Source organism: Bacillus sp. FJAT-27916, assembly GCF_001183965.1.
In the GTDB taxonomy this organism is placed as follows: domain Bacteria; phylum Bacillota; class Bacilli; order Bacillales; family Pradoshiaceae; genus Pradoshia.
In genome coordinates this window covers 1,593,623-1,611,344 of the sequence record NZ_LFZV01000001.1, presented here as the reverse complement: position 1 = coordinate 1,611,344, position 17,722 = coordinate 1,593,623, and the positions used below count along the sequence as shown (strand labels likewise).

The 17,722-nt window shown below is 42.1% G+C and carries 18 protein-coding genes and 1 pseudogene; all 19 read right to left on the bottom strand.

The window, feature by feature from the left end; all coding sequences use genetic code 11:
- Window positions 1-6 precede the first annotated feature (6 nt).
- Window positions 7-1,317 carry a ribosome biogenesis GTPase Der gene (gene der, locus AC622_RS07770; RefSeq protein WP_049670550.1) on the bottom strand — a complete coding sequence of 437 codons (1,311 nt, stop codon included), beginning with the start codon at window positions 1,315-1,317 and terminating at the stop codon, window positions 7-9.
- A gap of 289 nt (window positions 1,318-1,606) precedes the next feature.
- Window positions 1,607-2,227: a YphA family membrane protein gene (locus AC622_RS07765; RefSeq protein WP_156185585.1), complete on the bottom strand. Its 621-nt coding sequence runs from the start codon at window positions 2,225-2,227 to the stop codon at window positions 1,607-1,609.
- Between the two features lie 155 nt (window positions 2,228-2,382).
- Window positions 2,383-3,522: a 30S ribosomal protein S1 gene (gene rpsA / locus AC622_RS07760; RefSeq protein WP_049670548.1), complete on the bottom strand. Its 1,140-nt coding sequence runs from the start codon at window positions 3,520-3,522 to the stop codon at window positions 2,383-2,385.
- Between the two features lie 146 nt (window positions 3,523-3,668).
- A complete protein-coding gene (locus AC622_RS07755; RefSeq protein WP_049670547.1) occupies window positions 3,669-4,250 on the bottom strand; it encodes a lysophospholipid acyltransferase family protein in 582 nt (193 codons plus the stop codon).
- Window positions 4,247-4,927, bottom strand: coding sequence for a (d)CMP kinase (cmk, locus tag AC622_RS07750; RefSeq protein ID WP_049670546.1), 681 nt, complete (start codon window positions 4,925-4,927; stop codon window positions 4,247-4,249). The genes AC622_RS07755 and cmk overlap by 4 nt, the downstream gene beginning before the upstream one ends.
- A gap of 101 nt (window positions 4,928-5,028) precedes the next feature.
- A complete protein-coding gene (locus AC622_RS07745) occupies window positions 5,029-5,232 on the bottom strand; it encodes a DUF5359 family protein (RefSeq protein ID WP_049670545.1) in 204 nt (67 codons plus the stop codon).
- Window positions 5,233-5,273: 41 nt separating this feature from the next.
- Window positions 5,274-5,573 carry a flagellar brake protein gene (locus tag AC622_RS21645; RefSeq protein WP_082197066.1) on the bottom strand — a complete coding sequence of 100 codons (300 nt, stop codon included), beginning with the start codon at window positions 5,571-5,573 and terminating at the stop codon, window positions 5,274-5,276.
- A 176-nt stretch (window positions 5,574-5,749) separates the two neighbouring features.
- On the bottom strand, window positions 5,750-6,106 hold the full coding sequence (locus AC622_RS07740; protein WP_231589493.1) for a n-acetylglutamate synthase: 357 nt from the start codon (window positions 6,104-6,106) through the stop codon (window positions 5,750-5,752).
- 196 nt (window positions 6,107-6,302) lie between these two features.
- Window positions 6,303-7,663 (bottom strand): annotated as a pseudogene (locus AC622_RS07735) (IS1182 family transposase).
- Between the two features lie 337 nt (window positions 7,664-8,000).
- Window positions 8,001-9,365, bottom strand: a complete 1,365-nt coding sequence (gene ypeB / locus AC622_RS07730; protein WP_439802568.1) for a germination protein YpeB — start codon at window positions 9,363-9,365, stop codon at window positions 8,001-8,003.
- A 2-nt stretch (window positions 9,366-9,367) separates the two neighbouring features.
- Window positions 9,368-10,234, bottom strand: a complete 867-nt coding sequence (gene sleB / locus AC622_RS07725) for a spore cortex-lytic enzyme (protein ID WP_049670543.1) — start codon at window positions 10,232-10,234, stop codon at window positions 9,368-9,370.
- 123 nt (window positions 10,235-10,357) lie between these two features.
- Window positions 10,358-11,032, bottom strand: a complete 675-nt coding sequence (gene prsW, locus AC622_RS07720) for a glutamic-type intramembrane protease PrsW (RefSeq protein ID WP_049670542.1) — start codon at window positions 11,030-11,032, stop codon at window positions 10,358-10,360.
- A 90-nt stretch (window positions 11,033-11,122) separates the two neighbouring features.
- Window positions 11,123-12,091 (bottom strand): asparaginase, encoded by a 969-nt coding sequence (locus AC622_RS07715; RefSeq protein WP_049670541.1) that lies wholly within the window; start codon window positions 12,089-12,091, stop codon window positions 11,123-11,125.
- A gap of 32 nt (window positions 12,092-12,123) precedes the next feature.
- On the bottom strand, window positions 12,124-13,098 hold the full coding sequence (locus tag AC622_RS07710; protein ID WP_049670540.1) for a YpdA family putative bacillithiol disulfide reductase: 975 nt from the start codon (window positions 13,096-13,098) through the stop codon (window positions 12,124-12,126).
- A 163-nt stretch (window positions 13,099-13,261) separates the two neighbouring features.
- Window positions 13,262-14,527: a Glu/Leu/Phe/Val family dehydrogenase gene (locus tag AC622_RS07705; RefSeq protein ID WP_049670539.1), complete on the bottom strand. Its 1,266-nt coding sequence runs from the start codon at window positions 14,525-14,527 to the stop codon at window positions 13,262-13,264.
- Between the two features lie 352 nt (window positions 14,528-14,879).
- Entirely contained in the window at window positions 14,880-15,461 is a 582-nt protein-coding gene (locus tag AC622_RS07700) for an adaptor protein MecA (RefSeq protein ID WP_049670538.1), read from the bottom strand.
- Window positions 15,462-15,540: 79 nt separating this feature from the next.
- Window positions 15,541-16,320: a metallophosphoesterase gene (locus AC622_RS07695; protein ID WP_049670537.1), complete on the bottom strand. Its 780-nt coding sequence runs from the start codon at window positions 16,318-16,320 to the stop codon at window positions 15,541-15,543.
- 184 nt (window positions 16,321-16,504) lie between these two features.
- A complete protein-coding gene (locus AC622_RS07690; RefSeq protein ID WP_049670536.1) occupies window positions 16,505-17,134 on the bottom strand; it encodes a CBS domain-containing protein in 630 nt (209 codons plus the stop codon).
- A gap of 90 nt (window positions 17,135-17,224) precedes the next feature.
- On the bottom strand, window positions 17,225-17,683 hold the full coding sequence (locus tag AC622_RS07685) for a YpbF family protein (RefSeq protein ID WP_049670535.1): 459 nt from the start codon (window positions 17,681-17,683) through the stop codon (window positions 17,225-17,227).
- Between the last annotated feature and the right edge of the window lie 39 nt (window positions 17,684-17,722).

Here is a 17,722-nt window from a genome sequence, read left to right as displayed (position 1 = left end):
AACCAGTTATTTTCGTAAACGAGAGAATATCTTAATCGGCGTACCTTCAAACCCGAATGCTTCTCTAATTTTATTCTCCAAGAATCGTTCATAGGAGAAGTGCATCAATTCCGGGTCATTGACAAAGACAATGAATGTCGGCGGTTTGACGGCAGCTTGAGTTACATAGAAAATTTTCAGCCTTTTTCCATTATGGGTCGGTGTCGGGTTCATAGCAACGGCATCCATGATGACATCATTCAGCACGTTTGTCGGCACACGTCTCGCATGGTTTTCACTTGCCATATTGATCATAGGTAATAATGTATGAATACGGCGTTTTGTTTTGGCTGATAAGAAGACGATTGGAGCATAATCAAGAAACTGGAATTCTGCCCTGATTTTCTCCTCAAAGCGTTTCATCGTTTTATCGTCTTTCTCTACAGCATCCCATTTATTGACGACAATGACAACCGCTCGTCCCGCTTGATGGGCATAGCCTGCGATTTTCTTATCTTGTTCAATGATGCCCTCTTCCCCGTCAAGCACGACAAGAACAACATCGGAGCGTTCTATCGCTCTCAAGGCACGAAGCACACTGTATTTCTCTGTACTTTCATATACCTTTCCTTTTTTCCTCATCCCAGCTGTATCAATGATGACGTATTCATCACCATTATATTTATAAGGGGAGTCAACCGCATCACGTGTCGTGCCCGCGATATTGCTGACAATGACCCTTTCCTCGCCAAGAATGGCATTCACTAAAGAGGACTTCCCTACATTCGGGCGGCCAATCAAGCTGAATTTGATGACATCATCATCATAATCTGATTCATCACGGGTAGGGAAATTCTTCACGACTTCATCAAGCAAGTCCCCTAGCCCCATCCCATGGGATCCTGAGATAGGAATCGGATCACCGAATCCAAGTGCGTAGAAATCATAAATTTGGTCACGCATCTCAAAGTTATCCACCTTATTGACGGCTACGACAACTGGTTTTTTGGAACGATAGAGAATCTTGGCTACCTCTTCATCAGCAGATGTCAGTCCTTCTCTTCCACTTGTCATCAAGATAATAACATCGGCTTCGTCAATCGCAATTTCCGCTTGCTGGCGAATTTGCTCTAAAAATGGCTCATCACCGATATCGATTCCACCTGTGTCAATAATATTAAAATCATGGTTCAGCCAATCACCGGAACTATAAATACGATCTCTTGTCACTCCGGCGACATCTTCTACAATAGAAATCCTCTCTCCAACGATTCGGTTGAAGATGGTTGATTTCCCTACGTTCGGCCTGCCTACTATGGCTACTGTTGGTTTTGGCATGGTCGTTCATCCTTTCAACTATCTAGCTACACTACTGTTTATTCCATAAGCTCCATCTCAATTTGTATCAAACGCCTGATACTCCCTTCTGCGTTCCGCTGCCGGTTATAAGAGGGCCATAAATAAAGCATTATTAGCAAGTTCATGTTTTATGAAAAAAGAACCCTTCTTATTCATTGAAGAAGGGTCTAACTATAATATGATAGCAAACGTTTCAAAAAGGTACAACTGTTCTCACACGACAATCGGGATATTTCTACAAAAATAGTTTCCCAATACCCTCTTTCTACTACCTCATTTCGCTATCACGCGGCTGTACCGTCATTAACGATTTCCTCGTCGACCGTTTAACAAACCATTGCTCCAATCTATATAAAAGGCCATTGAACACGAACATTAAACTCAAAAAATCCATCGCTTCAAGCGAGAAAAGCCCATTGATTGGCATTCCGTTCTGCATGAGCAGAGCTGCAAAAACCACTTGACCGCATAATGAGCCGATAATGGCCGCACTTAATCGTTGATTCCAATCCTTCTGAAAAAGAGCCCCTGTCAAAACAACGAGAAGCGAGCACATTATTTTCCAGTCAACAATCAGCCATATAGGATACAGCATGGTAAGAATCCTTAAACAAGCAAAGGAAGCCGTAACTACGAAGATGGTAAAGGCCATTAAGAACAATTTTCGACTCGGGACATTCCGCCACTGACAAAAAGACCACAATAAAACAGGAACAAGGATAAAGTTTACTTGAATCTGGACGATATTCATATATATACCCGCACATACGAGGATAATGAGCACAGTAATCAAATGCCTGCTCCGCTTCCATGCAGGTCCATTCTCCATAAAGAGAATATACCAAATAGCTAACCAACTGATAAGAAAAAAGATTGTACCTTCTTGCATAACTACCTCCATTAGCATTATGCCAATCTCTTTGCCCTTTTAATCACTCTATGGCATAAAGTTACGCATAAGATACTGACATTTCAGTTTTTCATAATGGAAGGCTTAAAAAAGACAGCCCTTCCCGAAGGATGGACTGTCTTATAGATTGTTCTTTATTTCTTAAGGTTCTTTAATTGTTCCCCAATCATTTCACCTAATTGGAAGCCTTTAGTTTCTTCAGGCATTTCATAGCTGTCTGCTTCTGCAGGAGCTTCTTCCTCAAGTTCTTTAATGCTTAAAGATAAACGATGTTCATCTTCATTCACATCAAGCACTTTCACTTTGATGACATCTCCCTCAGCGAGCACCTCATGCGGAGTGCCAATATGCTTATGAGAGATTTGTGAGATATGGACAAGCCCCTCAACACCTGGGAATACTTCTACAAATGCTCCATAAGAGACTAAGCGCTTCACCGTTCCTTCTAGAATGCTGCCTTTATGTGCTTTAGAGGTAATATCAGACCATGGTCCAGGCAATGTTTCTTTAATGGATAAGGAAACACGCTCACTGTCACGATCAATGGAAAGAATCTTAACTTTCACCGTATCGCCCTCTGATACAACATCAGATGGTTTGTCAACATGCTCATGGGAAAGCTGGGATACGTGAACAAGGCCATCAATTCCGCCAATATCAACGAATGCACCGAAATCAGTGATACGTTGTACTTTTCCTTCAAGAACTTCTCCAGCTTGAAGAGTTCCAAGGATATCCATCTTTTTCTTTTCTTTCTCGTCACGAACGACATCGCGATGGGATAGGATCAATCGATTCTTTTCTTTGTCTAACTCAACAATCTTAAAGGAAAGTGTCTTGCCTTTATAGTCTGAGAAATCCTCTACGAAATAATCTTCAACAAGAGAAGCCGGAACGAATCCGCGAACACCAAGGTCAACAACAAGGCCGCCTTTTACGACATCCTTTACTTCTGTCTCAATGATTGTTCCTTCTTCAAAATCGTTTGCAAGCTCTTCCCATGCATTTTCTGCGTCAACCTTACGCTTAGACAGGATTAAGGCCTCATCCTCGATTTTGATAATTTCGAACTCAAGCTTGTCGCCTTCTTTCACGACATCTGATGCTTTTTCTACATGGAGACTGGAAAGCTCGCTGATTGGTACAATTCCATCATGCTTGCTGTTCTCGACTTCCACGACTACCTGCTTTTCTTCTACTTTCGTAACAGTGCCTGAAACATGCTGTCCCACACTGAAATCTGCTACTTCAATATTATTCATATCCTCTGTCATATGTACTCCTCCTAACAATCACAGCTTCATTTCAATTTCATTTCTCAATTTATATTTAATACCACATTTTTTAAGGAACTAAACAATTCTAAATTATTCCTTTTTTCTAACTTCTTACAAATACGGGATTTTGTCAAGCAGTAACCTTATCGATTTTTAACAATTAATTCCTTTATTTCTGCCATTATGACTTTAGTCACCTCTTCAGGAGAGGCTTTTTTACTACGGAGTTCTTCCATATCAATTGGTGTTCCATAAATGACCTTTGTCACGCTGAATGGTTTATAGGATCCGATGACTGCACAAGGAACTACCTTGGCATCTGTACGCAGGGCAAAGAATCCTGCACCAGCCAAGCCTTCCCCCAGTTCACCTGTTTTACTTCGCGTTCCTTCCGGGAACAAACCAAGGACATTTCCTTCCTTCAGTACAGCCAGCCCCTTTCTTAACGCATTCCTGTCGCTCATTCCCCGCTTAATTGGAATCGCATTAATGTGAGGAAGGATAGTTTTTAATACCGGAACCTCAAAGAGCTCCTCCTTGGCGATAAAATGAACGGGTCTAGGGGCTGTCATTCCTACTACAGGAGGATCAAGCTCACTAATGTGATTGCTGCATAACAACACTCCGCCCGTTTTTGGGAAATGCTCTTTCCCATAAACCCGAACTCGATAGAGCGGAGTGAGCACCGTTTTTACAACGCCTCTGGCAAAACCATAAAACGTCATCCACTTACTCCTTTCTCATTAGCAATACGGATAATTGCATCCACTACTTCTTCAATCGTAAGGCTTGTTGTATCAAGCTCGATCGCATCATCCGCTTTTTTCAATGGAGATACCTCCCGCTCGGAATCAAACTTATCCCGTGAAGCAATCTCCTGTTTCAGCTCCTCCAAATTGGAGTCAAATCCTTTTAGAAGATTCTCGTCATGCCGGCGTTTTGCCCGCTCATCAACACTTGCCAGCATAAAGATCTTCACCTCGGCATTGGGCATGACATGTGTACCAATATCGCGCCCATCCATGACCACTCCTCCTTGTTCTGAGAGAAGCTGTTGACGTCTCACCATTTCTTCCCGTACCAGCTTATGCTGTGCCACTGCAGATACGTTCTTTGTCACCTCTGGGGTTCTAACTGCATTGGAGACCACTTCACCGTCTACCAATACGTCTTGTCCAGTTTCATTGTTTTTTAACGTGATATCCGTATCCATCAGCAGGGAATAAAGAGAAGCCTCATCATTTGGATTAACGTTTTGTTTGAGCGCCTTATAGGTTAGTGCCCTGTACATTGCTCCCGTATCAATATATATGTAGGTTAATTTTTTAGCGATAATTTTTGCTACGGTGCTTTTTCCCGCCGCCGCAGGTCCATCGATAGCAATTGACAGTTTCTTTTCCATTTGTTCCTCCTTGTTGTCAAACAAATCTATTACATGCTTATTTTAACACAGCTTTACGAATTATAAAGAACGAACTCCATATAAAAGAAGACAAAGCACATTCACTTTGCCTTCTCTTCCTCTCGTCCGCCGCCTGATAATGCCTCCACAATAGAGGAGTAATTTTCCTTCAATACACCCTCATATTGGACTAGGGCTTTCCATTTATGAAATGTGTCATCTCGATGAAAAAACAATTGAAAAAAAAGTAAAAATACCAATTGAATGAATATCATTTTCTTGATGATACGCTCTACCGTTTCCATGCCGCACCCCTTTAAGATAAGTGTAACCATGGAAAGGAAGATTAATCAGCAGCAACCTTATTTCTTTCCTCCAGCTGCCGTTCAAAACGCACAAATTCTCCGCGCTGAATTTTAGTTAAACGAGAATCCCCAGGATAATAGAGAACAAGCATGGGGATGTTTTCCCGGTGCTTACGAATGACCTTTGTTTGAAACCGGTATGTATGCTGATCCTTAGCCAAAAAAGTGACGAAAAGCTCTGTTCCTGTCTGCAGATAACTCAGCTTATTTGTATCTAGATTGATTGGATAATCAATAAATACTTCCTCATTTGTGTAGTCAGCAATCTTACATTTATATATTTTACTGTCTGGACACCGTTCTCATCTTCTAGGATAAAAGCCATACCAATTGTCAGCATAAACAGATTCCCTTCCCCCAATTTGTTAAATAAAACGAAGAAATAGGGCTTATTTATTATAATGCCAAATAACCTAGAAAAGGAAAAGATTGTTACAAACTCTTTTTTTCACGTCCATCAATAATCTAATTCATGAATAACTTCCTCGACGATAGAGCTTCCAGCTGTCCGTTCAATATCCATCCATGTCCAGTTTTCATGCAATCTGATTCGTCCATCAGGCAAGATTTCCGGTGTTGACCTGCAAAAGCCGCCTCTTAGTTCATTATTCCTATTTACATGATTGTATCGAAATTCCAAGCTGCCATCCACCTTCACTAATCCAATCAACATCCCTTGTATAATTTGTCCGCCGCTGTAAGTCGCTGTAACAATCTGACCTTCCTGCCTATAGTCAAAAAAAGTCTTAATCGATACTTCTCCATTAGATGTATTTTCAATAGAGACAAATCTTTTATTGTGATAATTAATCAAACCCATCCCTCTCCTTGTTTGTTTCTGTTTGTAAATATATTAAGCTGATTAGTCTTACTAGCGCAAAAGAAAAAACCGGATGATGATTCATCCGGCCAGACTGTCGACAAAATGGACGGAGAATTCTTTTATTCTCAGTCCATTTTTTGATTTTTTGATATTTCCTCCGTAAGACAGACTTCTCCTGCTCTCTTTATTAGGCCATTTTTGGCGTTTTCCATAGCCAATTGGCCATCTTCTTTAGGTTCATTGCAGCAAAAGTAAGCATCGCCTGCATGGACAATTTTTCAATTCCCCTAAGGGTTGTCCACCGCATTCCATGCTTTTCCTTTGCATCGGCAAAGACCCGTTCAATTGATTCTTTGCGTCTTGCGTAGATGATTTTGTTCTTTTCCGTATGACGGAGATGGTCGGCTTCCTCTAAGTGTTCCTCCCAAACATGGCGCTGAATCAGCTTCTGATGGTTTTTACTTTGGGTGCAGACAGATAGAAGCGGACATTCCTTACAATGAAGGGGATTGGAAAGATATTGCCGATAGCCTTCTTTCGTAGTCGTACGATATGGTAGTTCTTGTCCTCCCGGACAAAGATAGCAGTCGTAATGTACATCATAGACAAATTCGGTCTTTTTCATGAGACCTTCTTTTGATTTGGGACGTGTATAGGGTAAAGCTGGGCGAATTTAGTTTTCCAACAGGTATTGAGCAATGGCGGGAGTCTTATATCCAGCATCAGCGGCCACAGCGCTTGGTTTTCCGGTATTCTCCATGACCTTCTCCATCAAGGGTTCAAACATCGTGCTGTCATGAACGTTTCCGGGGGGCACAATCGTTCCCAAGACAATCCGTTGCGGTCGGAGGCTGCGTGTAACGAATAAGCAAACTGCTTGGTTCGCTCATCTTTGACATAGTACCCACTATCAGGATCGGTCGTACTCTCCTTGATTTCTTTCCTCTCTTCCTTTTTGAATTTATCGGGAGGAATTGGTTTTTTTCCATGTTCGTCACGGTCACGGTTGATTTCCAGATTCAATCGTTCTTGATAGGCTTTTGTTTCCTTGCGCACAACCTTCTTCTCAAACTTACGTTTGTTGGCGCTCGCTTTCACATGAGTAGAATCAATAAATACATGTTCAGGACGGATTAGTTTTTTATCCGCAGCTTGATTCAGAATCTGAAAGAAAATCTGTTCAAAAAGATCCGTATCTTTGAATCGGCGTTCATAATTTTTACCGAAGGTTGAGAAATGGGGCACCTTATCATGAAAACCAAATCCAAGAAACCAGCGATAGGCCAGGTTGGTCTCAATCTCTTCGATGGTTTTGCGCATGGACCGGATGCCAAACATGTACTAGATGAAGGTCATTTTGATGAGGACAATAGGATCAATGCTAGGGCGACCTCGCTCAGCCGAATAAGCATCCTCGACCAGTGAGTAAATGAAGGAAAAGTCAATCGCAGCTTCGACTTTCCGCACCAAATGATTCTCGGGTACGAGTTGGTCCAAAGTAATCATTTCTAATTGTTCGCGGTTTTTAGGGGTATGTTTGGTTAACATCTCATCATCACCTTCAGCAAGTATCGTTAACTTTATTATAATAAATTCGGTAAATACTGTTTGTTTCCAAAACGTTTAATCATGAAGGATAGGCTCCTATTTTCGGCAGAATGGGCGAGACTCCTGTGGGAGAAGGAGGCAGGCTGATGACAGCTCTTGCCGAAGGCGAGCTGGCGAAAGCAGCTCCCCCACGGTTCGCTGAGTCCATTCTGCCGAAAATAAATTTCATGTCCATATGGAGTGCGAGGGCACAAAAAAACTGTAGACCAAACCCTAAATGGATTTTGTCTACAGTCTGACCGGATGATGATTCATCCGGCTTTTCTTTGCTCTTCACTTATGACACATTATTATAAACCTTGGAGGCTTCATGCATTTTCTCCACTTTTTCCTCCTGACCCGTATCCGCATTAATATAAATCCGGTAGGTATCATTCCCGATTGTGCCCATAAATTCATAGCAAAGGACATCCTCGTAAAGGTCATTGGTGATCATGGCCAGCCTTTGATCTTGAATTTTCACCTTCGAGCTGATGGTTTTCGCCGCTTCTTCCTCGCTTAGTTTCGGTTTGCCAATCGTCCGTTCCTTATGATTTTGCAGGTAATCCTCTGCAACAAGACCGACAATGGAGCCATCATCCAAGCCTACCTTGATTTTGATTGCCTCTGCATATACCGGCACGGTATTTAGCTCAGTCACAAAGGTATAAACACCGACATTTTGATATTGCGTACTTTCAAACAAGCCTAAGTTTTTGTAGCCCATTTTTTCAAGATAGCTTTTCGCTTTCTTGTACCCATCATTCAGACTGATTGTTGCTTCGCCCACTGAGCGGTCATTAATGATGTAGATAGGATATCCGCCCTTTTTCGTTAAATCCACATCAACATTCTCACCAGTATCGGCGACCTTCATGCTCACATGATAGAAACCATAATTAGATCCGTCTTTATTCTCCGTTACCTTAATCGATTTTGCATCCTTTACATTGGCATATTCCTTCGCATGTTTGATTGCTTCCTTGCGTGTTATGGCTGCATCAGTTAAGTGTTCATAGGTGATTTTCTTAGCAGAGGATGTGAAGGTAGTACCATAATCCTCTTTCTGTCCGTAGGACTTCACATTATTCTCAATCGTCTTCAAGCCATCAATGACGAGATTGTCCTGAGGTTCATCCCCTTCAGCCTGAGCAAGCACCGTCTCTACGTCAGTCCACTTTAGGTTATTGTTCATAATTTCTCCTTGGACCTTCCGCAGCTCCTGTTGAATCTCTGTTGAATTAGCATACAGACGCTCAAGCGTCTTATATTCCTCATCTGTCAGGGGAGATTTATCCAGATCGCGCACCGAGGTTTTATAGGCGAAATCCCCGATTTTGGTCAAGAAAGCCTCAGTCTCATTAAATGGCATTAATGTTAGCGGCAGCTGTCCAACACTGCCATGGGCCGTATTCGTGATTCTCCACACATCCACGAGAGCCGGTGACAGGGATGTGCGCGAATTCATCGCAAGTGTTGTCCCAATCTTGTCATTCAATACATCCATTTCATAGGCAAGGTCATTAAAGGCACGCTGATAATTATTCTCTGCATGAATTAAAATAGCGTTCTTCTCTTGCCTTTCCGTATAGCCCCAATAGGCTGTACCAGCTAGGCCAATGGCCAATACTCCGATAAGTACATTTCTAATCAATTTACTCACCTCTAGCGGCAGAAAATATGCTTGCCGATTTGTTTTATTTGCGGTCTTGTCCATATCCAGGCGCTTGTCGCCGTTTCTGGATTAAAGTAATATTCCGCCTCACCTGTTGGATCCCATCCGTTCATTGCATCCATGACGGCTTGCTTAGCCTGTTCATTAGGTGTCAGCCAAATCTGTCCATCTGACACGGCAGTAAATGCCCCCGGCTGGAAGATAACACCTGATACGGTATTCGGGAACGAGGCGCTTTGAACGCGGTTTAAGATGACAGCTGCTACAGCGACTTGTCCTTCATATGGCTCTCCACGAGATTCTCCATAGACGGCATTAGCCATTAAATTAATATCACTTTCAGAAAATCCTGATGGGATATTCGCCGCTGTCCCGCTCGTGGAAGTGGTTGTGGCCGTTCCAGCAGTTGTGTTTTTGTTCGTTGCGGGCTTATTTGTCGCAGACGTTGTACCTGATGTAGATTTTTTGACCTGATGCTCAAGCGGCATCCCTTGATAGTACGTGAAGGTATTGCCTGAATTAATTTGCTGATGAACCCATGTCTTATTGAAATTTGATACATTAGACAATTTCTGCTTTGTCGCACTTCCAGCCAGGCCATCAATCGGCAACCCATAGCTTTCCTGGAAGTTGCGGAGCGCCCAATAGGTGCCCCAGCCAAACACCCCGTCTATTTGGCCATGATAATAGCCGATATTCTGCAAACGCGCCTGCAGCTCGACTACATCATCACCGGTCGCCCCCTTTTGAATGACCTGGTTCGAGAATGCGGATACATCTTGGTTATAGATTGGCAGCAATGTGAGAATAACGCCAATCAATAGGCAGGAAAATGATTTTCTTGCTAAGCCTTTCATACGTATGCCCTCCTGAAATAGTAATGACAGTAAGGGTAGTTTTTACAATCTCAGATAAAATATGCAAAAGCCGCCAACTACAAAAAACTCTCCATTCAAGAATGAATGAAGAGTTAGTGACAATTATAACGTTTCAAAGGATTGCTTAAAGGCCTTCTCCGTTAGGATACGGGCTTTTTTCACCTTCCATAATCCAAGTCCCCAAAGGAAGAACATAAAAGGAATCAAGTAAACATACCAATTAACCTCTATCATGAGAATATAATTAAATAATCCATGCAGCAGGAATGGAACGACAAGGGCAATTACCATATATTTCAAGCGCTTTTCTTTTGAAAATTTGGCCTTCCCGAAATAAAAGCCCATGATTACCCCGAACAGCCCGTGACTAGACACCGGGAATAAAGCTCTGCCCCATGCATATTCAACCCCATTTGAGAACAAATAGAGAATATTTTCAAATGTTGCAAATCCAAGAGAAATGGCCACCCCATAGACAATTCCATCATATGGTTCATCAAATTCAACATGACCGAAAATGAGCAGGAGGAAGATTCCCCATTTCAGCGTTTCCTCCAAAAAACCCTTGGCTAAAAAGGAATCAGCCCATGTAGCCTGAAGCAAGCCTTCTGCATCGAGAACATATTGAAAGAACATGACTGGAATAACAATCAATGCTCCATATACAAATGCTTTTAACACAACCGATATCGGCTCTGTATTATATTGGTCTTTTAAATAGAAATAGATAAGCAGGGCTAAACCAGGAGCAACCCCTGCGGTTAATATATTTAACATGGCATACTCCTTCCTCTCCCATACTTACCATCTATCCTACCATGTACATGATAAAAATACATCCAATTCGTGCTGTATTTACGGCTAAAGTCACAGTTGAAAGGCCTGCTCAATATTTTTCTTTCCATTTGCTAATAAGACGGCCAGCTTGATTCGTGCCTTCTTACTATCATAGTCCTCCCCGAGAATGACCCCTCTCGTTCGCAAATCATGGGCACTTCCTACATATCCGTATGCCGGATATACCTTGCCCTCCTCTGCACTTGTTGTCATGACCACCTTCACACCTTGGTCTAAAGCCTTTTGGATGGAATCAACCATATAAGGAGTTACTTGTCCTCTTCCGACCCCTTCAAGAACGATTCCTTGAACACCATTATGTACGGCTGCATCGATGAATAATCCATCCGATCCGGTATAGCATTTAATAATCTCTACCCTTGGAATCTTATTCCCCAAAACCTCATATGATTCATGATAAATCGGCTTTTGGTACACACTGACTACATCATTATCAATAATGCCCAGGTATCCATACCCAAAGGATTCAAACCCTTGTAGATTGGAGGCGTGGACCTTCTTGACATATCTCGCAGAGTATATACGTTCATTAAATACTACAAGCACTCCCACATCATGAAGCATTTCATTCGCGGCAACGAAAATGGAGTTGCGGAGATTGGAATAGACATCTGTACCAACATCTTGCGGTGAGCGCTGAGATCCTGTGACCACAATTGGGCGAGGATCATTGGTTGTTAAATCAAGAAAATAGGCGGTTTCTTCAAGCGAGTCTGTCCCATGGGTAACAACGACCCCTGCTACACTCTTATCTGCAAGCTCTGTTTCAATCGCCTCTTTAATAGCTGTCATTCGATCAAAATTAATATGCATAGAAGGCTTCTGGAACAAGTCAATGACCTTAATTTCAAATCCGTCCGGTAATTGACACAGCGAAGCGAGTTCATCACCGCTCAGAACACCAGAGTCCAGCAATCCCTTTGACATTTCTTTACTGGCAATGGTTCCGCCAGTCGTAATTAATGATATCTTCTTCATTCTTACACCTCTATCACAATCATCCATTTTATTTACTGCTTCTGTTCTTTCTCTGCTATGGATCGCGCAATTTGCCCCCCGTGAAAACGACCGTTCTCAATGAAAATCTCATTCGCGTTTCTTCCTGCCGCAATAACGCCGGCAATATATAGATTCTCCACGTTCGTCTCCATTGTTTCCACGTCGATAACAGGCTTGCCGCTTTCCTCATCGTACTGGATTCCGCATTCTCTTAAAAAATTAAAATCTGGGTGATAGCCAATCATCGCAAACACGAAATCATTCTTAATCTCAAATGATTTCCCTTCTTGCACATAAATAACAGACTCAGGCTTTATTTCTTGAACTTGTGCATTAAATTCCATCTTAATCTTGCCATGACGGACAAGAGACTCAAATTCAGGCAGAATCCATGGTTTGATACTAGATGAATAGACAGATCCCCGGTAAATAACGGTTACTCTTGCGCCTGCCATTGCCAGCTCCATCGCTGCATCAATACTTGAGTTTTTCCCGCCGATGACCACGACATCTTGATTATAATAAGGATGCCCTTCCTTAAAATAATGGTAAACTTTATCAAGCTCCTCACCAGGTATACCCAACATATTCGGCTGGTCATAATACCCAGTCGCCAGAATGACATATGGAGTTTCATATTCACCTTTTTCCGTAGTTACTTTGAAGAGTCCATCTTCCCTTTTCACGGCAGAAAGGACCCGTTCAAATGTGTTAACCCGAAGCTCCTTCCGCTTAGCCACCTCTCGATAATAAGTTAAGGCCTGTAGACGAACAGGTTTGCGGTTTTGCGTAATAAACGCAACATCTCCAATTTCCAGCTTCTCACTCGTTGAAAAGAATGTCTGATGGGTAGGGTAATGATAAATAGCATTCACGATGTTCCCCTTCTCAATGATCAGCGGGCTCTTCCCTATTTCTTGAAAGCTGATAGCCGCTTGCATGCCGCACGGACCACCGCCGATGATAATTGCATCTTCAAATGCCATCTCTTTCTCCTCCTCTATCTATACTGTCTGTATGTGCATGCCATAAACATGACCGTTGTATTAATTGCCATATTAGAATAACACTTCTATTATATTAACGCATAATACGCATACAAAAAAGCTTTCCATCATTAGACAGAAAACTTTTCTGGTTTATCTTCTATTAAATCCACCCTCTGAAACGGGATGCTTCAGCCATTTTCCGAACCCCGATCATATAGGCAGCCAATCTCATATCTACCTTACGCGTATTCGCTGTATCATAAATGCTATTAAAGGAGCGAACCATGACCCGTTCCAGTTTCTCCTCTACTTCCTCTTCCGTCCAATAATAGCCTTGATTATTCTGCACCCATTCGAAATAGGAAACCGTTACTCCTCCTGCAGATGCCAAGACATCCGGAACGAGCAAGATGCCACGCTCAGTCAGAATTTTTGTCCCTTCAAGCGTTGTCGGCCCATTTGCTGCCTCTACTACAATCTTTGCTTTAATCTCATGGGCATTCTCATCTGTGATTTGATTCTCTATCGCAGCTGGAACAAGCACATCACATTCAAGCTCCAGCAATTCTTTATTCGTAATCGTATTTTGGAACAGATTTGTCACTGTACCAAAGCTGTCGCGTCGATCAAGCAGATAATCAATATCCAATCCTTCAGGGTCGTGAAGCGCGCCATGCGCGTCTGAAATACCAATAACCTTTGCCCCGCTGTCATGCATAAATTTCGCCAAGAAGCTTCCGGCATTACCGAAGCCTTGCACAACAACCCTGGCTCCCTTTAGTTCGATGCCCCGCTTCTTTGCTGCTTCTCGTATACATATCGTTACGCCCTTAGCGGTAGCGGTTTCACGCCCATGTGACCCGCCTAGCACTAACGGCTTACCTGTAATAAACCCTGGAGAATTAAATTCATCCATTCGGCTGTACTCATCCATCATCCATGCCATAATTTGGGAATTCGTAAAAACATCCGGCGCAGGAATATCCTTTGTCGGTCCTACCACTTGGCTGATTGCACGGACATACCCGCGGCTCAGTCTTTCTAGTTCACGGAAGGACATATTTCTAGGGTCACAAATAATGCCGCCTTTAGCCCCTCCATACGGCAAGTCCACAATGCCGCACTTTAAACTCATCCAAATCGATAAAGCCTTAATCTCCTTTTCAGTGACATTCGGATGGAACCTGATTCCGCCCTTTGTCGGTCCAATGGCATCATTATGCTGGGCACGAAAGCCAGTAAATACCTTTACTGAACCATCATCCATTTTGACCGGTATCTTTACGGTAAGCATCCGTAACGGCTCTTTCAATAATTCATATACTTCTTCTGGATATCCGAGTTTATCCAATGCCTTATGGATGACAGTTTGTGTAGATTTCAATACATCCAGTCTGTCTTCATTGGTTTGGTGGTCGGCTGACATTCTTAGTACCTCCTAGAGATGAATAGTAATCTATTTGTTTAATCCAGACAAAATCTATACCTCCATAACCATCTGGAAGGATTAACAAATAAATAATCCTAATCCAGCACGGCAACAAAGGCTTTCAATCTTCATATTTACCAATTTTAAATTATCTAAATATAAAAAAAGGGCCTTATCGCACTAAAAGTTTGAACATACAGACTTGTCTCTATTCACATTCAATTACAGTATACTCAAATGACCACAGGAAGTGCAAGAGGACTGTCTCCCTTATCCTAACAATACTTCCCAAATCAAACCAACAATCATTTTCACTCCGAAAAAAGAACCACTAATGGTTTAGTGGTCTTTAATTATTAAAGTATTCCATCATGATAGGAATAATATTATCATGGTATACCCTTAATCCCTTTTCCAGCAAAAGCTCCTCTGTCAATGTTGACAGCTCCCCATATTCAAGAAGGATGGAGGCAACTGATGCCATATCTGCCGCCATAACATTCTCAATCTTTAAATAATAACTGGAATCCAGATGATATAAGTAACCTTCCGCCTTCCATTTCCCATATAAGATCTTGCAGGCTTCCACGACATCTTCAAAATCGGCAAATTCAAATATAAAATGATCCTGTTCAACAAATTGAATGGACAAAGTATTATCCATCTCGGCATTTTCGCTGAGGATTGTGTCCTCTTCTGTTTGAATCATCATATAAATCCCGTAACCAGGATATGAATAAATATCCATTAGGATATTACTGTCAATGGAGTATTCCATTTCTTCCAACGCTTCGATTACGATTCGATAAAAAAAGAGATGGCTGTCAGGGACCTGAATCTTCAATTTAATCGGAGTCATTTCTTTTTCCTCTAACTCCTCCTGTGAAACAAAGACTTTGACGTTCTTGGCGTTTATTCTCTTCAGCTTCATAAACAAGTCCTCCTGTGAATACATCCTCCCTTGTATGATATGAGGATTGACTAAACAGGTGCCTTGTTTGCTCTTTATTCTATTGGTCCATCCGTGAAAGATGAATGATATGCACTTCAGGTCTTGCGCCTAATCGCAGCGGTAATCCGCTCGTCCCGTAGCCATTGCTCGTAAACACTGTCGTTTCGCCAACGTGATGAATGCCTCCATGACGATATGGGCCAAAGCCAAACACCCTGATTTGCCCGCCATGTGTATGACCGCTAAGAACAAGCCTGATTCTGTCCTCTTTTTGAATTTCTTTATCTATTGAAGGTGTATGGCTCGCCAGGATTCTAAAGGTCCCCTCTTGTGCCTCAAGCATGACGTTCTTAAGACCTTCCTGCCGCTTTTCTGGCTCATAGAAGTCAACCCCAAGCAAATTGATCCTTCCGCCATCTTCCGTCTCAAGAATAACCCCCTCGTCTGTCAAAACCTTAATTCCTAAATCGACGAAAAGGGCATCCAGTTCATGAACATCTGTTTCATAATCATTATTTCCCCATATAAAATAAACCGGACCCAGCTCCTTTAGCTTAACCAGGTTTTCATATACCCGCTCGATAGGAACCCCGCTCTCTGTCAGATCTCCTCCAATCAAGACAAAGTCTACCTTTCCGAACGCAGACTGAATGAGGGCGTCATTGATCAGCCTGCGATGAATATCAGAGATAAAAAACAAACTAATACGTTCACTGCTCGGGAAATCCTCAAATGACAGCTCCACTACATTCAAAAAGTCCTTCTTCGCCAGTCTATTCATATACACAATAAGTGCTGCGGTACCCAGCAGCATGATGGAAATTAAGATGACCCACATTGGTTTCCTCCAGAGGTTATTATGCTTCTATCCAAAAGGCTATGTTTACCATATGTGTTGATTTTCGTTGCAGGCGGCAAAACCAAAGGAGCGCCTATTTTACTATCAACATTCAACTTTAATGAACCCATCCAAAAAAAGAGCTGCCTCTGCATAATGCATATAGGAAGCTCTTTTTAGCGTATTACATTTCCTGTATATCTAAAATTCCAAAGCCAGATTCCTCCAGCTTCTTAATGAATTTATCCACATTAGGTGATTTCGCCACCTTAATGACAATCCTTCTAACTAATTTATCGGTCTCATCAAAGGTAATTAATGCGATGATTTGCTGTTGATATTGGCGTGTCAATTCAGTCAGCCTTGCGATCCGCCCTTTCGTTTCTACCGTCTTCAAGGCAATTCTGACACCAGGCACATGAACCCCGAAGGCATGCTGGAATTCTGCCATCACATCATATCGTGTTACAATGCCAAGGAAATCACCATCCTCCTCAACGACAGCCATGAGCGGCATTTCTTTTAAGTCGACAAGGACATTCTCGAAGATTTCTTGACCAGTCAGCGTCTTATTGCGCTCAGCAATATCTGCCGCCTTAATATCCTTTAAGTATATGCTTCGAGGCAGCTCAGACAGAAATGCCTGCTTGTAAATTCGATATCGAGTAATCGTTCCTACATACTTTTCATCCTTTAATACTGGTACAGCTTCAATTTGTTTTTCATCAAGCTTTTTCAATACCAACTCTAGTGAATCATCATAAGAAACAGTATGACAATGATATTTTGATATCATGATACTCTTCACAAACATCTGACAGCACCTCCAATTATTTAGCCAATAAACGTATACTAATCTTTTTCGACACGGACTCCTTGCTTTCCTGCCAAAAGGAAGAAGCAATTATTTATTTTCGTGAAAAAGATTAATATCATACATATCCTTCATTTTCTGAAAGACAATATGCCGGTTTTTCCAGGCAGATTCATTCTTCCACAAATCCTTGCTGCGGTCCACAATCTCACATCTCAGCGCATGAAATTCCTTCTCAGCTTTGTCCATTTTCTTTTTGAAATACAGCATGGACCCATAGACACCCGCCAAGATAATTGTACCGAGTAAATGGACTGGGTTCTGGAAAAACTGCTCATACATTTCATAGAACGAATACGCATACGGTGAGATTACCGTTCGATATATATAGTAAAGAAACACACCTGCCAGCCCGAGTGTAAGATATACACTGATGAAATGCCGGCTCTTATAATGGTCATACTTCTTCTTGCGCTTAACCACATTATTCAAAATGACCTTTGTTGCTTCATCTGTGATATGATCTGCACTGCTCCGTATTGCTTCCATCCGTCCACCCCCATTAAAGCCTATGAAGCTTATCTGGGT

Bases quoted from the DNA above. Each gene is read 5' to 3' on its own strand.
- AC622_RS07705 (WP_049670539.1), bottom strand. From the start codon at position 14,527: ATGTCAGCCGACCACCAAACCAATGAAGACAGACTGGATGTATTGAAA.
- sleB (WP_049670543.1), bottom strand. From the start codon at position 10,234: ATGAAAGGCTTAGCAAGAAAATCATTTTCCTGCCTATTGATTGGCGTT.
- rpsA (WP_049670548.1), bottom strand. From the start codon at position 3,522: ATGACAGAGGATATGAATAATATTGAAGTAGCAGATTTCAGTGTGGGA.
- AC622_RS07765 (WP_156185585.1), bottom strand. From the start codon at position 2,227: ATGCAAGAAGGTACAATCTTTTTTCTTATCAGTTGGTTAGCTATTTGG.
- AC622_RS07700 (WP_049670538.1), bottom strand. From the start codon at position 15,461: ATGAAGCTGAAGAGAATAAACGCCAAGAACGTCAAAGTCTTTGTTTCA.
- AC622_RS07755 (WP_049670547.1), bottom strand. From the start codon at position 4,250: ATGACGTTTTATGGTTTTGCCAGAGGCGTTGTAAAAACGGTGCTCACT.
- AC622_RS07745 (WP_049670545.1), bottom strand. From the start codon at position 5,232: ATGGAAACGGTAGAGCGTATCATCAAGAAAATGATATTCATTCAATTG.
- prsW (WP_049670542.1), bottom strand. From the start codon at position 11,032: ATGTTAAATATATTAACCGCAGGGGTTGCTCCTGGTTTAGCCCTGCTT.
- cmk (WP_049670546.1), bottom strand. From the start codon at position 4,927: ATGGAAAAGAAACTGTCAATTGCTATCGATGGACCTGCGGCGGCGGGA.
- AC622_RS07710 (WP_049670540.1), bottom strand. From the start codon at position 13,098: ATGGCATTTGAAGATGCAATTATCATCGGCGGTGGTCCGTGCGGCATG.
- AC622_RS07690 (WP_049670536.1), bottom strand. From the start codon at position 17,134: ATGTTTGTGAAGAGTATCATGATATCAAAATATCATTGTCATACTGTT.
- AC622_RS07715 (WP_049670541.1), bottom strand. From the start codon at position 12,091: ATGAAGAAGATATCATTAATTACGACTGGCGGAACCATTGCCAGTAAA.
- der (WP_049670550.1), bottom strand. From the start codon at position 1,317: ATGCCAAAACCAACAGTAGCCATAGTAGGCAGGCCGAACGTAGGGAAA.
- AC622_RS07695 (WP_049670537.1), bottom strand. From the start codon at position 16,320: ATGTGGGTCATCTTAATTTCCATCATGCTGCTGGGTACCGCAGCACTT.
- AC622_RS07685 (WP_049670535.1), bottom strand. From the start codon at position 17,683: ATGGAAGCAATACGGAGCAGTGCAGATCATATCACAGATGAAGCAACA.